This window comes from Mycobacterium sp. G7A2, assembly GCF_041902445.1.
Lineage (GTDB): Bacteria > Actinomycetota > Actinomycetes > Mycobacteriales > Mycobacteriaceae > Mycobacterium.
Genome location: NZ_CP169251.1, coordinates 513,202 through 527,387, shown reverse-complemented (window position 1 = coordinate 527,387; position 14,186 = coordinate 513,202). Strand labels below are relative to the sequence as shown.

Annotated in this window: 16 protein-coding genes; 7 read left to right on the top strand and 9 right to left on the bottom strand. The window is 68.9% G+C overall.

Annotated features, from left to right (window positions below):
- Window positions 1-43: 43 nt before the first annotated feature.
- Window positions 44-544: a phage holin family protein gene (locus ACEWX3_RS02580; RefSeq protein ID WP_152518983.1), complete on the top strand. Its 501-nt coding sequence runs from the start codon at window positions 44-46 to the stop codon at window positions 542-544.
- Window positions 544-1,515, top strand: a complete 972-nt coding sequence (locus ACEWX3_RS02575; protein ID WP_374158612.1) for an alpha/beta fold hydrolase — start codon at window positions 544-546, stop codon at window positions 1,513-1,515. The genes ACEWX3_RS02580 and ACEWX3_RS02575 overlap by 1 nt, the downstream gene beginning before the upstream one ends.
- Here ACEWX3_RS02575 and marP read toward each other — a convergent pair.
- From marP to nth, 4 genes are read right to left on the bottom strand one after another with little or no spacing between them, the layout of a single operon-like run.
- Window positions 1,508-2,695 carry an acid resistance serine protease MarP gene (gene marP / locus ACEWX3_RS02570; protein ID WP_374158611.1) on the bottom strand — a complete coding sequence of 396 codons (1,188 nt, stop codon included), beginning with the start codon at window positions 2,693-2,695 and terminating at the stop codon, window positions 1,508-1,510. The genes ACEWX3_RS02575 and marP overlap by 8 nt on opposite strands.
- Window positions 2,692-3,474: a CoA pyrophosphatase gene (locus ACEWX3_RS02565; RefSeq protein ID WP_207068166.1), complete on the bottom strand. Its 783-nt coding sequence runs from the start codon at window positions 3,472-3,474 to the stop codon at window positions 2,692-2,694. The genes marP and ACEWX3_RS02565 overlap by 4 nt, the downstream gene beginning before the upstream one ends.
- Entirely contained in the window at window positions 3,471-4,130 is a 660-nt protein-coding gene (locus tag ACEWX3_RS02560; protein ID WP_374158610.1) for a TlpA family protein disulfide reductase, read from the bottom strand. Before ACEWX3_RS02560 ends, ACEWX3_RS02565 begins: the two co-directional genes overlap by 4 nt.
- 15 nt (window positions 4,131-4,145) lie before the next feature.
- Complete coding sequence (gene nth, locus ACEWX3_RS02555; RefSeq protein ID WP_207068176.1) at window positions 4,146-4,826, bottom strand: endonuclease III; 681 nt, start codon at window positions 4,824-4,826, stop codon at window positions 4,146-4,148.
- A gap of 264 nt (window positions 4,827-5,090) precedes the next feature.
- Between nth and ACEWX3_RS02550 the strand changes: the two genes are divergently transcribed.
- Both ACEWX3_RS02550 and crp read left to right on the top strand, forming a co-directional pair.
- Window positions 5,091-5,402 (top strand): hypothetical protein, encoded by a 312-nt coding sequence (locus tag ACEWX3_RS02550; RefSeq protein WP_374158609.1) that lies wholly within the window; start codon window positions 5,091-5,093, stop codon window positions 5,400-5,402.
- 119 nt (window positions 5,403-5,521) lie between these two features.
- Complete coding sequence (gene crp / locus ACEWX3_RS02545; protein WP_003931718.1) at window positions 5,522-6,196, top strand: cAMP-activated global transcriptional regulator CRP; 675 nt, start codon at window positions 5,522-5,524, stop codon at window positions 6,194-6,196.
- Between the two features lie 50 nt (window positions 6,197-6,246).
- Here the strand turns inward: crp and ACEWX3_RS02540 are convergent, their stop codons facing one another.
- From ACEWX3_RS02540 to ACEWX3_RS02530, 3 genes are all read right to left on the bottom strand, one after another.
- Window positions 6,247-7,059, bottom strand: a complete 813-nt coding sequence (locus ACEWX3_RS02540) for an MBL fold metallo-hydrolase (protein WP_374159765.1) — start codon at window positions 7,057-7,059, stop codon at window positions 6,247-6,249.
- A 64-nt stretch (window positions 7,060-7,123) separates the two neighbouring features.
- Complete coding sequence (locus ACEWX3_RS02535) at window positions 7,124-7,582, bottom strand: RidA family protein (RefSeq protein WP_374158608.1); 459 nt, start codon at window positions 7,580-7,582, stop codon at window positions 7,124-7,126.
- Window positions 7,579-7,740: a DUF4177 domain-containing protein gene (locus ACEWX3_RS02530; RefSeq protein WP_152518992.1), complete on the bottom strand. Its 162-nt coding sequence runs from the start codon at window positions 7,738-7,740 to the stop codon at window positions 7,579-7,581. Before ACEWX3_RS02530 ends, ACEWX3_RS02535 begins: the two co-directional genes overlap by 4 nt.
- Window positions 7,741-7,785: 45 nt before the next feature.
- On the opposite strand from ACEWX3_RS02530, the gene ACEWX3_RS02525 reads away from it, so the two are divergent.
- The gene (locus ACEWX3_RS02525; RefSeq protein ID WP_207068169.1) at window positions 7,786-8,817 is read left to right on the top strand and encodes an ArsA family ATPase; all 1,032 of its coding nucleotides are present in this window, start codon (window positions 7,786-7,788) and stop codon (window positions 8,815-8,817) included.
- A 13-nt stretch (window positions 8,818-8,830) separates the two neighbouring features.
- Window positions 8,831-9,961, top strand: coding sequence for an ArsA family ATPase (locus tag ACEWX3_RS02520; protein ID WP_207068170.1), 1,131 nt, complete (start codon window positions 8,831-8,833; stop codon window positions 9,959-9,961).
- Between the two features lie 41 nt (window positions 9,962-10,002).
- On the opposite strand, the gene ACEWX3_RS02515 is transcribed toward ACEWX3_RS02520, so the two are convergent.
- Window positions 10,003-10,359 carry a WhiB family transcriptional regulator gene (locus tag ACEWX3_RS02515; protein ID WP_221359091.1) on the bottom strand — a complete coding sequence of 119 codons (357 nt, stop codon included), beginning with the start codon at window positions 10,357-10,359 and terminating at the stop codon, window positions 10,003-10,005.
- A 306-nt stretch (window positions 10,360-10,665) separates the two neighbouring features.
- On the opposite strand from ACEWX3_RS02515, the gene ponA2 reads away from it, so the two are divergent.
- On the top strand, window positions 10,666-13,137 hold the full coding sequence (ponA2, locus tag ACEWX3_RS02510; RefSeq protein ID WP_221359089.1) for a transglycosylase/D,D-transpeptidase PonA2: 2,472 nt from the start codon (window positions 10,666-10,668) through the stop codon (window positions 13,135-13,137).
- Window positions 13,138-13,181: 44 nt separating this feature from the next.
- Here the strand turns inward: ponA2 and ACEWX3_RS02505 are convergent, their stop codons facing one another.
- Window positions 13,182-14,174 carry an IS481 family transposase gene (locus ACEWX3_RS02505; RefSeq protein WP_374158607.1) on the bottom strand — a complete coding sequence of 331 codons (993 nt, stop codon included), beginning with the start codon at window positions 14,172-14,174 and terminating at the stop codon, window positions 13,182-13,184.
- Between the last annotated feature and the right edge of the window lie 12 nt (window positions 14,175-14,186).

The window sequence follows — 14,186 nt, the reverse complement described above, 5'->3', positions numbered from 1 at the left end:
CCGGAATGGACCCGGACCGAGCAGAAGCCGGAAGGAAGCTTGCGTGAGCGATCGCACGAACGGCGTACCGACCACGGTGACGTCGATACCGTTGGTGGACCCCCACGCACCCAAGCCGGACCCCTCGATCGGTGATCTGGTCAAGGACGCCACCGCCCAGGTGTCGACGCTGGTGCGCGCCGAGGTCGAGCTGGCCAAGGCCGAGATCACGCGCGACGTCAAGAAGGGGCTGACCGGCAGCGTCTTCTTCATCCTGGCGCTGGTGGTGCTGTTCTACTCGACGTTCTTCTTCTTTTTCTTCGTCGCCGAGTTGCTCGACACGTGGCTGTGGCGGTGGGCGGCGTTCCTGATCGTCTTCGGCATCATGGTCGTGGTGACCGCGGTGTTCGGGCTGCTCGGCTACCTCAAGGTGCGCCGGATCCGCGGGCCGCAGAAAACCATCGAATCGGTGAAAGAGATTCCCGAGGCGTTCGGCCCGGACAAGCCCGCCAAAGCGGTGGCGACCACCGACGGCAAGCCGGCCACCGATCCGTCCGGCTGGTAATGCCCCCACCTGATCCGTCGACTGTGCGGATCGACGGGCCGTGGCGACACCTGGACGTGCACGCCAACGGCATTCGGTTCCACGTCGTCGAGGCCGACCAGCGTCCCGACACCGACGACGCGTCCCGCCCGTTCACCGACCGCCCGCTGGTGATCATGCTGCACGGGTTCGGCTCGTTCTGGTGGTCGTGGCGCCACCAGCTGACCGGCCTGTCGGGCGCCCGGGTGGTCGCCGTCGACCTGCGCGGCTACGGAGCCAGCGACAAGCCCCCTCGCGGATACGACGGGTGGACGCTGGCCGGCGACACCGCCGGTCTGGTCCGCGCGCTCGGTCACAACAGCGCCACGCTGGTGGGGCACGCCGACGGCGGCCTGGTGTGCTGGGCCACGTCGGTGCTGCATCCGAGGGTGGTGCGGGCGATCGCCGTGGTGAGTTCACCGCACCCGGCGGCACTGCGCGCCTCGGCGCTGCGGCGCCGGGACCAGGGCCGGGCACTGCTGCCGTGGATGCTGCGCTACCAGGTCCCGATCTGGCCCGAACGCAGCCTGACCCGCCACGACGGCGCCGAGCTCGAACGGTTGGTGCGCAGCAGGTCCAGCGCCGCATGGCAGGCCGGTGACGACTTCGCCGAGACCATCGGCCATCTGCGGCGGGCCATCCAGATCCCCTCGGCTGCGCATTCGGCGTTGGAGTACCAGCGTTGGGCGGCTCGCAGCCAGCTGCGGGGCGAGGGCCGGCGCTTCATGCGCTCGATGAAGCGGCCGATGTCGGTGCCGGTGCTGCACCTGCGCGGCGACGGCGATCCGTATGTGCTGGCCGATCCCGTGAACCGGACCCGGCAGTACGCTCCGCACGGGCGCTACGTGTCGATCGCCGGCGCGGGGCACTACGCCCACGAGGAAGCACCCGGCCAGGTCAACGACCAGCTGACCCGGTTCCTCGGACAGGTGTATGCCCGACCGGTCAGCTGATGCAGGTGCCGGTGGGCACCCGATCGACGTTGCCCACCCGGGCCATCTGCCGCGCCACTTCGTCGGCGGTGAGCACGAAGCCGGTGTCGGCGTCGTCGACCGCGGCGCCGAACACCACGCCGAGCACCTTGCCGCTGCGGTTGATCATCGGCCCGCCGGAATTGCCCTGCTTGACGGTTCCTCTGATGGTGTACACCTCGCGGGTGACGGTCGTGGTGCGGTAGATGTCGGGACCGTTGAGCTCGATGATCTCCCGGACCCGTGCCGGCGTGGCCGTGAAATCGCCGCCGCCGGGATAACCCATGACGATGCCGTCGGTACCCGACGGGGCCTCACCGTCGGCGAACTGCAGCGGCGCGGATGGCAGATTGGGCACGTCGAGAATCGAGATGTCGGCGTCCGGGTCGTAGCTGACCACCCCGGCCTCGTAGCTCTGCCCGCCCACCTCGATGGACACGCTCTCCGATCCGGCCACCACGTGGGCGTTGGACATCACCCGGTTCGGCGCGACGACGAAGCCGCTGCCTTCGAGCACTTTCTGGCAACTCGAGGCCAGACCCCGGACCTTCACCACGCTGGGGCTCGTCGCACCGACGACGGCTGATTCGGCCAGCGCGGCGTCGGGTGCGTCGACGGCGGCGACCGCGGTCGGCCCGAACGGCTTGAGCACGTCGTGCAGGCCGGCGGTGTCCCACAGTGCCGCCAGCCGCTCCGACCCCGACCGCAGCCAGCTCGGCGCGACCGCGTCGACTTCGGCGATCACCTTGGAGTCACGCACGGCCGACGCCAGGTTGGGTTGCGGGGACGAGCTCAGCGCAGACCCGAGCAGCCAGGCGGCGGTCAGGACCAGCACGAGCTGCACCGCCACCCCGACGACCGAGTCGGCGACCCGCAGCACCGGGTTGCGGATGGCGCCGCGGACCGCCCGGCCCAGCACGACACCGGCGATCTCACCGATGACGACCAGCACCAGGATCAGGAACAGCGTCGCGAACAACTTGGTGCGGGGTCCGCTGATGTGGTCCACCACGTGCGGGGCCAACAGCACACCGGCCACCGCGCCGAGGGCCACCCCGACGAGGGCCAGCAGCGAACCAGGCGCTCCGGATCGCCAGCCCGAGATGGCGGCGATGAGCGCGACAGCGAGAATGGCGATGTCCAGCCATTGTGAAGATGTCATCGTTGTGCTTCACCGTAGCTGTCCTGGGCGTCCAGACGCGTCATTGCCTCGTTGAGTTCGACCACGTTCTCGGTGTCCCACGCTCGCGCCCACCCGGCGACGTCGAGCATCGCCGAGATCACCTGGCCGGTGAATCCCCACACCAGCATCTCGTGCAGCAGGAATGCCGGCCCGGCGGTGCGTCGGGTGTTCTCCCGCCGGTAGACCATGATGCGGTTGCGCGGGTTGACGAACGCACGCACCGGCACCCGCGCCACCGCCGCGGTCTCGGCTTCGTCGACGACGGCGACGGGGCCCGGGTCCGGCGAATAGGCCAGCACCGGCACCACGTGGAACCCCGACGGCGGGATGAACATCTTCTCCAGCGTCGCCAGCGGGTGCAGTCGGCTCGCTTCCAGCCCGGTCTCCTCGGTGGCTTCCCGCAACGCGGTGTGCACCGGGCCCCGGTCCCCCGGGTCGGCGGCGCCGCCGGGAAATGCCGCCTGCCCGGCGTGGTGACGCAACGTCGACGACCGCACCGTGACGAGCAGATCGGCGTCGTCGGGAAGCGTGCCCGCCTGCCCGCCGCCGGGCCCGGAGAACAGCACCAGCACCGCGGCGTCGCGGCGGGCACCGGTCAGCGCGGCGGTGGTGTTGGCGGCCGTGAGCGCGGCCAGCACCTCGGCGGGCACCCGCCGGCGGTAGGCGTGTTTGACGGCCTCGGGCCGGTGCACCAGCGGCGCCAGCCACGGTGGGGCGGCGTCGGGAGCCAGTTCGCCGGTGCCGCTGTCCCAGCTCACCTCGTCTCTCCAATCTGCGGATCGACCGCTGCGGCGATCTCGTCAACGGTCGCAAACGATCGGGGCAGGATCTCGGCAACGCTACCGTCCGGGCGCAGCACGACCGTGGCCGGCATCACGTTGGGCACCCGCAGAGCAGCGGCGATGAGACGTCGCCCGTCCTGCAACGTCGGCAGGTGCACACCCAGTTCGGCGAGCCGCAGCAATGCCGCACTCTCGTTCTCGTCCTGGTGCACCGTCAGCACGGTCACCTCGGGCCCCATGCGGCGCTGGTACTCGGCCATGGCGGGTAGCTCGTCGGCGCACGGACCGCACCAGTAGGCCCACAGGTTCAGCACGACGGTCCGCCCGGCCAGCGCCCTGGCCACGTCGACGGGAGCACCGTCGCCGGCGCATTCCAGCACGATGCCGCGCAGTCGCTCCGGACCGGCGCCCTCGCCCGGCCCTGGGCAGGGATCGAGGTCGGCCCGGGCACGAGGCGCCACGAGCGCCTCGGCGGTGTCGGCGTCTCGACGGTCCCGCGCGGAGACCGTGTCCGACGCGCTCGAGCCGGCCCGTCCGGCGCCCGGATCGTCGCCGAGTTCGGCCCACAGCGCCACCCCGAGGGCGACGAGAACGACCATCGCCACGATGCTCCAACGCGCCGACACACTCATGGGAACGACGCAGGTCTACAGGCCGGCCAGCGCCAGCAGGTGCTCGGTTTCGGGGCCCTTCACCAGGGGGGCTGCGACCAGTGGATCGGTCGGGCCGAGTCCGAAGGACGGGCAGTCCTTGGCCAGCACGCACACCCCGCAGGCCGGCTTGCGGGCATGGCAGACGCGGCGACCGTGGAAGATCACCCGATGGCTCAGCAGCGTCCACTCGCTGCGCTCGATGAGCTCGCCGACGGCGTGCTCCACCTTCACCGGGTCCTCCTCGGCCGTCCACCGCCACCGCCGGACCAGCCGGCCGAAATGGGTGTCGACGGTGATGCCGGGGACGTCGAAGGCATTGCCGAGAATGACGTTGGCGGTCTTGCGGCCCACCCCCGGCAACGTGACCAGCTCCTCGATGGTCGCCGGCACCTCGCCGTCGAAACGCTCCACCAGCTCCTGGCCCAGCCGGATCAGTGAATTGGCCTTGTTGCGGTAGAAGCCCGTCGGCCGGATCAGCTCTTCGAGCTCGGTGCGATCGGCGCGCGCGTAGTCCAGCGCGGTGCGGTACGTGCGGAACAGCGCGGGCGTGGTCAGGTTCACCCGTTTGTCGGTGCTCTGCGCCGACAAGATGGTCGCGACGGTCAGTTCGAGCGGGTTGGTGAAGTCGAGCTCGCAGTAGACGTGCGGAAACGCTTGTGCCAGCGTGCGATTCATCCGGCGGGCGCGCCGGACGAGCCCCAGGCGGGTCTCGGCGTCCCATTTACGCGACGAGGCGCCGCGAGCCGCCTTGGCGGCGGCGCGCTTTCCTGCCGAGGGCTCGCTGACGGTCACCAGGCCAGCGTACTGAGCCGGGCCGACAGGCCTGGTGGCGAACCGGTACTTACCGTCGACGATTCGTGATCCCGCTGAGATATTGGGTGTGTTTACTTCACCCTTGTGTCGTGGTTGTTCGTCGTGCTGATCCCCGGGTTGCTGATGATGGCGACCGTCGGATTGCAGCGCGTCGAATCCGCGCTGGGGCGCGAGACGGTGACGGCCGACGATGTGGCGGAGTACCTCGAGCATGCCAAGGCCAACAGCAGCGGCCCCTGTCGCGCGCACGATGCCGACGGTCCTGCCCTGAGGTTCCTGCCGCGGGTGCCGATGCGGGTCACCGATTTCGACGAATTCGTCGAGGACCAACCGAACGATCAGGTTCACCCTTTGCCGGCGCCCCGTTACGTGGTTCCCGCGGTCGTTCCCGCGCCGAAAACGGAGTTTCAGCAGACCCGACATGCCGATCGTGTGTAGCGTGAGCAGGTCACGCTGACGGCTCATTGCCGACAACGTCGGCAAGGCTTACCTCTAGACTGATTGATCTCGAGGTTGGAAACGCATGTCTGAACACCGAACAGCTTAAGAGGGGCAACGTGGACGAGATCCTGGCCAGGGCCGGAATCTTCCAGGGGGTGGAACCCAGCGCCGTATCCGCGCTGACCAAGCAACTGCAGCCCGTGGACTTCCCGCGCGGACACACGGTGTTCGCCGAAGGGGAGCCGGGGGACCGGCTGTACATCATCATCTCCGGCAAGGTGAAGATCGGCCGCCGCTCACCGGACGGCCGGGAGAACCTGCTGACGATCATGGGACCGTCCGACATGTTCGGCGAGCTGTCCATCTTCGACCCGGGCCCGCGTACCTCGAGCGCCACCACGATCACCGAGGTGCGCGCAGTGTCGATGGACCGCGAAGCGTTGCGTGCGTGGATCGCCGACCGGCCGGAGATCGCCGAGCAGTTGCTGCGCGTGCTGGCCCGCCGTCTGCGCCGCACCAACAACAACCTTGCCGACCTGATCTTCACCGACGTGCCCGGCCGGGTCGCCAAGCAACTCCTGCAGCTCGCCCAGCGGTTCGGCACCCAGGAGGGCGGGGCGCTGCGCGTGACTCACGACCTGACCCAGGAAGAGATCGCCCAGCTGGTCGGCGCTTCCCGCGAGACCGTCAACAAGGCGCTGGCCGATTTCGCCCACCGCGGCTGGATCCGGCTGGAGGGCAAGAGCGTGCTGATCAGCGACTCCGAGCGCCTGGCGCGCCGAGCGAGGTAACGAGCGAGCAGACCGGTAACGAGCGAGCAGACCGGCACCGAGCGAGGTGGTCAGCGGCGCAGGTAGTTCAGCTGAGCCTGCACCGACCACTCGGCGACGTCCCACAAGCTCTCGTCCACGTCGGTGTAGACGTGCTCGACCACCTGCCGCGCGTCCGCGTCCTCCCCCAGCTCGGTGAGCGCGGCGCGCACCTGATCGAGACGCTCCTCGCGGTGCGCGAGATAGGTCTGGCTGATCGCGGCGATGTCGTCGAGGTCGGGGCCGTGCCCGGGGAGCACCGCACGATGGCCGAGGCCGCGTAGGCGGCGCAGCGACTCGAGGTAGTCACCGAGGTCGCCGTCTTCGCGGTCGATGACCGTGGTGCCTCGCCCCAGGACGGTGTCCGCGGTCAGGACAGCGCCTGTCCCATCGGGCAGCCCGCCCCGGACGTCGTCGACCAGAAACGACACCGAGTCCGCGGTGTGGCCCGGGGTGGCCATCACGGTGATCCGCAGCCCGGCTGCGTCTATTCGCTCACCGTCGGTCAACGGCCCGCCCATCCCGCGCAGGAAGCCGCTGCCCACCGAGCGCACCACCGCACCGGTCAGGTCGACGATGCGGTCGATCCCGCCGGTGTGGTCGGTGTGCTTGTGGCTGATCAGCACCAGCGGGATCGGGCCGAGCGTCGCGAGGCGCTCGATGTGCTCGTCGGAGACTCCCGGGTCGTCGGGCCCCGGATCGACCACGACCATCTCGTCGCTGCCCGGCCCGCGCAACACCCAGGTGTTGGTGCCCTCCAGCGTCATCTTGCCCGGGTTGTTGCAGAGCAGCACCGACGCGCTGTCCGTCACCGGCCTCAGTAGGCCGTAGGCGGGATGCTGCAGCACACTCACCGGTTACGCGACTCCTGCCCGATCGTCGCTCACGCGACTCCTGCCCGATCGTCGCTCACGCGACCTCGACAATGATCTCGACCTCCACCGGCGCGTCCATCGGGAGTTCGGACACCCCGACCGCCGACCGGGCGTGTGCCCCCGCGTCGCCGAACACCTCGCCGAACAGCTCCGAGGCCCCGTTGATCACCGCGGGCTGTCCACCGAAGCCCGGCGCCGAGGCGACGAAGCCGACGACCTTGACCACCTTGACCACCGCGTCGATCCCCACCAGCGCGTCCACCGCGGCCAGCGCGTTCAGCCCGCACTGCCGGGCCAGCTCCTTGGCCTGCTCCGGGGACACCGCGGCGCCCACCTTGCCCGTCGCCGGCAGCTTGCCCTCGGTCATCGAGAGCTGTCCGGCGGTGTAGACCAAGTTGCCGGTCCGGGCCGCGGGGACATACGCCGCGACGGGCTTGACCACGTCGGGGAGCTCGATGCCGAGCTCGGTCAGACGCGCCGACCAGGCGGTCACTTGGGCCGCTTGAGGTAGGCGACGTGCTGTTCGCCGGTGGGGCCGGGCAGGACCGACACCAACTCCCAGCCGTCCTCGCCCCACTGGTCGAGGATCTGCTTGGTGGCGTGCGTCAGCAGCGGGACGGTCGCATACTCCCAGCGGTTCGATTCACTCATGTCGCCGAGCTTATCGGGCGGCGGAATCGGCTTGGCTAGCATGCAGTGGTGGCTAGCACACCAAACGGGTCGACGTCGATCGGTTGGCCCTCCCGCCTGACCAAAGCGCGCCTGCACTTCGTCTCCGGCAAAGGCGGTACGGGAAAGTCCACGATCGCCGCGTCGCTCGCGCTGGCCTTGGCCGCCGGCGGTCGCAAGGTGTTGCTGGTCGAAGTCGAAGGGCGCCAAGGCATTGCGCAGCTGTTCGACGTTCCCCCGCTGCCCTACGAAGAGGTCAAGATCGCGACCGCCGAGGGTGGCGGGCAGGTCAACGCGCTGGCCATCGACACCGAGGCGGCGTTCCTCGAGTACCTCGACATGTTCTACAACCTGGGGCTGGCCGGGCGGGCGATGCGCCGCATCGGTGCTGTCGAGTTCGCGACGACGATCGCTCCGGGGCTGCGCGACGTGCTGCTCACCGGCAAGGTCAAGGAGGTCGTGACCAGGACGGCCAAGGATGCGCGGCCCAAGCATTCGGTCTACGACGCGGTGGTGGTCGACTCGCCGCCGACCGGGCGCATCGCGCGGTTCCTCGACGTCACCAAGGCGGTCTCCGACCTCGCCAAGGGCGGTCCGGTGCACTCGCAGGCCGAGGGCGTGGTGAAGTTGCTGCACTCCGATCTGACGGCCATCCACCTCGTGACCCTGCTGGAGGCCTTGCCGATCCAGGAGACCGTCGAGGCCATCGCGGAACTGCGGGAGATGGAACTGCCGATCGGCAGTGTCATCGTCAACCGGACCATTCCCGCGTACCTGGCACCCGACGACCTCGCCAAGGCGGCCGAGGGGGACGTCGACGCCGACGCGGTGCGCTCCGGGTTGGCCACCGCAGGGATCACGCTGTCCGACACGGACTTCGCCGGGCTGCTGACCGAGACCATTCAGCACGCCACCCGGGTCGCGGCCCGCGCCGAGAGTGCCGAGCAGCTGGTCGAGATCGATGTGCCCCGGCTGCAACTGCCCACCCTGACCGACGGGGTGGACCTGGGCAGCCTGTACGAACTGGCCGAAGAGCTCGCCCGGCAGGGCGTGCGGTGAGCGGAGGAAACCGATGAGCACCACCCCACCGGCCCTGGACATGGCCGCGATCCTGCGTGACACCTCCAACCGCGTGGTGGTGTGCTGCGGCGCGGGTGGTGTCGGCAAGACCACCACCGCCGCGGCGATGGCGCTGCGGGCGGCCGAGTACGGCCGCACCGTGGTCGTGCTGACGATCGATCCGGCCAGGCGGCTGGCCCAGGCGCTGGGCATCGAATCTCTGGGTAACACCCCCCAGCGGGTGCCGCTGGGGCCCGAGGTCACCGGCGAGCTGCACGCGATGATGCTGGACATGCGGCGCACGTTCGACGAGATGGTGATCCAGTATTCGGGCACCGAGCGCGCCGACGCCATCCTGGAGAACCAGTTCTACCAAACCGTGGCCACGTCGCTGGCGGGCACGCAGGAGTACATGGCCATGGAGAAGCTGGGACAGCTTCTCGGCGAAGACAAGTGGGATCTGATCGTGGTCGACACCCCGCCGTCGCGCAACGCGCTGGACTTCCTCGACGCGCCCAAGCGGCTCGGCAGCTTCATGGACAGCCGGCTGTGGCGGCTGCTGCTGGCCCCCGGGCGCGGCATCGGCCGATTGGTCACCGGCGCCGTCGGACTGGCCATGAAGGGGATGTCGACGGTCCTCGGTTCGCAGATGCTCTCCGACGCGGCGGGGTTCGTGCAGTCACTGGATGCGACGTTCGGCGGGTTCCGGGAGAAAGCCGACCGCACCTACGAGCTGCTCAAGCGGCGGGGCACGCAGTTCGTCGTGGTCTCGGCAGCCGAACCGGACGCGCTGCGGGAAGCGTCGTTCTTCGTGGACCGGTTGGCCGGTGAGCGGATGCCTCTGGCCGGCCTGATCCTCAACCGCACCCATCCGACGCTGTGTGAGCTGCACGCCGAGAAGGCCACCGAGGCGGCCGAGGAGTTGGAGAAGACCGACCCGACGTCGGTCGCCGCGGCTGCGCTGCGGATCCACGCCGACCGGGCCTCCACCGCCAAACGCGAGGTGCGGCTGCTGTCCCGGTTCACCGGCGCCAACCCGCACGTGGCGATCGTGGGGGTGCCCTCGCTGCCGTTCGACGTCTCCGACCTCGAGGCACTGCAGGCCATCGCCGACCAGATCACCGGAGAAACCGAAGCGGCCTGACCCCGAGGGGTCCGGCCGCCGGCTCTGATTAGGTCTGCGAGTTAGCCCGCACTGCGGTGCTTGCGCTGGGCGGCAAAGAAGTCGGCCCAGGAAACCACCTCGGGGTGCTGCTTGAGCAGGGCGCGCCGCTGACGCTCGGTCATGCCGCCCCACACGCCGAACTCGACGCGATTGTCCAGGGCGTCGGCGCCGCACTCGGCGATGACCGGGCAGTGCCGGCAGATGACCGCGGCTTTGCGCTGGGCGGCGCCGCGGACGAACAACTCGTCAGGGTCGGTTTGGCGACACCGGGCTTGCGAAACCCACGCAATCCGGGCTTCTGCCTCCGCACCATGCAGAATGGTATCGGCGGACGGATTGATGGTGGTGCTGCGAGCGGCGGGCTTGATACCTGACACCGGCGTCCCCTTCGTTCTGGCCGCGCCCCGACAACGCAGACGAATGTTTCCCCTATGTACTTCGACGTCGACCGCTGGGTGCGATCTACGCCACATTGCGTGCGGTGAGTGTGATCTGCATCGCACTGTGTTGTCAACTTAGGTGGTCAGGGCCGTTCGGCGCAATACATCCGTGACCACTTTTTTGGGACAACCGTGCCGTCATCGGTACCAAATTGACGATTTCGCCGTTTCACCACACGTCACAGCGGGTGAGCCGGGCCGATCGGCGGATCGGGTGGCGCACGTCGTCGCTACTCTGTACCCATGCCGGAGCAGCTCCCGACCCCACCGCCGCCGCGGTCGGTCACGGTCATCAAGCTCGCCTGGTGCGTGCTGCTCGCCAGTGTCGTCGCCGCGGGTCTGATGTTCCCGGTCGTCGGCGGCATCGGCCTGATGTCCAACCGCGCCTCCGACGTCGTTGCCAACGGCTCGGCTCAACTGGTCGAGGGGGAAGTCCCCCAGGTGTCGACGATGGTCGACGCCAAGGGCAACCCGATCGCCTGGCTCTACACCCAGCGCCGCTTCCAGGTGCCCAGCGAACAGATCGCCAACACGATGAAGCTGGCGATCGTCTCGATCGAGGACAAACGCTTTGCCGAGCACAACGGTGTCGACTGGCAGGGCACGCTGACCGGCCTGTCGGGTTACCTGTCGGGGAACCTCGACACCCGCGGCGGGTCGACGATCGAGCAGCAGTACGTCAAGAACTACCAGCTACTGGTCATCGCCCAGACCGACGCCGAGAAGCGTGCCGCGATCGAAGTCACCCCGGCCCGCAAGCTGCGTGAGATCCGGATGGCGCTGACGCTGGACAAGACGTTCACCAAGCCGGAGATCCTGACCCGCTACCTGAACCTGGTGTCGTTCGGCAACGGCTCGTTCGGCGTCCAGGACGCCGCCCAGACCTATTTCGGCATCGACGCCTCGGAACTGAACTGGCAGCAGGCCGCGCTGCTGGCCGGCATGGTGCAGTCGACCAGCGCACTGAATCCCTATACCAATCCCGACGGCGCGCTCGCGCGGCGCAACGTGGTGCTCGACACGATGATCGAGAACCTGCCCGAGTACGCCGACGAACTGCGCGAGGCCCGCACCCAGCCGCTGGGCGTGCTGCCCCAGCCGCAGGAGCTGCCGCGCGGCTGCATCGCCGCCGGCGACCGGGCCTTCTTCTGCGACTATGCGCTGGACTACCTGGCACGGGCCGGCATCAGCAAGGATCAGGTCGCCAAGGGCGGCTACCTGATCCGGACGACGCTGGACCCGGACGTCCAGGGGCAGGTGAAATCCGCGATCGACGGCGTCGCCGATCCGGACGTGCCGGGGGTGGCCAGCGTGATGAGCGTGATCCGGCCGGGCAAGGAAGCCCACCCGGTGCTCGCGATGGCCAGCAACCGCACCTACGGCCTGGACCTCGACGCCGGCGAGACCATGCAACCGCAGCCGTTCTCACTGGTCGGCGACGGCGCCGGCTCGATCTTCAAGGTGTTCACCACCGCCGCCGCCCTGGAGATGGGTATGGGCATCAACGCCCAACTCGATGCACCGTCCCGATTCGAGGCCAAGGGGCTCGGCACCGGCGGGGCGCGGGGTTGTCCGCCCGAGACGTGGTGCGTGCAGAACGCCGGCAACTACCGCGGCTCGATGACGGTCACCCAGGCGTTGGCGACCTCGCCGAACACCGCGTTCGCCAAGCTCATCGCGCAGGTCGGCGTGCAGCGCACCGTGGACATGGCCGTCAAGCTGGGCCTGCGTTCCTACGCGCTGCCCGGCACGGCCCGCGACTACGACCCCGACAGCAACGAGAGCCTGGCCGAATTCGTCAAACGCCAGAACCTGGGGTCGTTCACGCTGGGACCCATCGAGGTCAATCCGCTGGAGCTGTCCAATGTGGCGGCGACGTTGGCTTCCGGCGGCATGTGGTGCCCGCCCAGCCCCATCCAGGCGGTGTTCGACCGGCACGGCGAGGAAGTCGCCGTCACCACCGAGACCTGTGAGCAGGCGGTCCCGGAGGGTCTGGCCAACACACTGGCCGTGGCGATGAGCGAGGACGACAGGGGTTCGGGCACCGCGGCCGGCGCCGCGGGGTCGGTCGGCTGGACGCTGCCGATGTCGGGCAAGACCGGGACCACCGAGGCGCACCGCTCGGCGGGTTTCCTCGGGTTCACCAACCAGCTGGCCGCCGCGAACTACATCTACGACGACTCGACCTCACCGGGCGAGCTGTGCTCGTTCCCGCTGCGCCAGTGTGGCGACGGCAACCTGTTCGGCGGTAACGAGCCGGCCCGGACGTGGTTCACCGCGATGAACCCGATCGCCACCAACTTCGGCGAGGTCGTGCTGCCCCCGACCGATCCGCGTTATGTCGACGGCGCCCCCGGTTCGCGGGTGCCCAGCGTGGCCGGGATGGGGCTGGAGACCGCCAAGCAGCGGCTGCGGGAGGCCGGCTTCCAGGTGGCCGATCAAGCCACCCCGGTGAACAGCAGCTCCCGCCAGGGCGCGGTCGTCGGCACGTCGCCGAGCGGTCAGACGGTGCCCGGCTCGATCGTCACGATCCAGGTGTCCAACGGCATCGCCCCGGCCCCACCGCCGCCACCGCCCGGTGCGGCGCCGCCGGGCGGACCACCGCCCCCGGTCGGGCAGACGGTCATCGAGATCCCGGGTCTTCCGCCGATCACGGTGCCGGTGCTCGGTGCGCCGCCACCGCCGGCGCCACCACCGCCACCACCGCCGGGCTGACCCGGTCGGCGCGCCCGACGACCTGTGTCCGGTCAACGGTGGCGCTAGGTGTACTGCCCAGGCAGGTTGGTCAACCTTGTGATGGGTGGGACCTTCCCAATTGCTGAGTGTTGCCGGTGGTGATTGTAGGTATGCAGCCATGCCGGTAGTGCAGATCGCCTCGCCCGTTCGTTGGGGTAGAAGCGGGCGAAGGCCCATTCGGCGGTCATGCTGCGGTGAAAGCGCTCGATCTTTCCGTTGGTTTGGGGTCGGTACGGTCGGGTCCGGCGGTGTCTTATGCCGAGGTCGTGGCACGCGTGGCGCCATGCGTGGGAGCGGTAGCAGCCGCCGTTGTCTGACAGCACCGCTTCAACGGTGATCCCGCGCTCGGCGAACCACGCCACCGCACGGTGTAGGACCGCGACAGCGGTATCGGCTGTTTCGTCGTCATGAATCTCGGCGTAGGCCACGCGAGAGTGATCATCGATGACGGTGTGTACGAAGGCATGCCCGAGCAACGGCTGGCGGTGTCGGCTGCGGTTGACCCCGGTGGTCAGGTGTCGATTCTTCTTGCCCTGAGAGCGGCCGACGAACCGCCAGCCGCCGCCGGTAGGGATGTTCCCCAGCTTTTTGACGTCGACATGGATCAAAGCACCAGGGCGATCGTGTTCGTATCGCCGGATCGGCTCACCGGTGCGTACGTCGATACAGGACAGACGATTCAGCCGACACCGCACCAGCACTGCATGCACGGTCGAGGCCGGCATCGACAACCTCGACGCGATCGCCAGCGGCGAGAGGCGGTGACGCCAACGCAGATGAACGATCTTGCGCACGAGCACCTGCGGTGTGCGATTCGGGCTGTGATGAGGCCGGCTGGAGCGGTCGTTCATCCCGGCGGCACCCATCGCCAAGTAGCGGGTTGCCCATCGTTTGGCCGTCGGCCAGGACACGTGGAAGTGCTCGGCGGCCCGAACTACTGACCAGCCTTCATCGACGATCAGACGCGCAAGCAACAACCGGCCGCGCGGAGTCAACACAGCGTTAGCGTGGACCATGAAGGTCTCCCG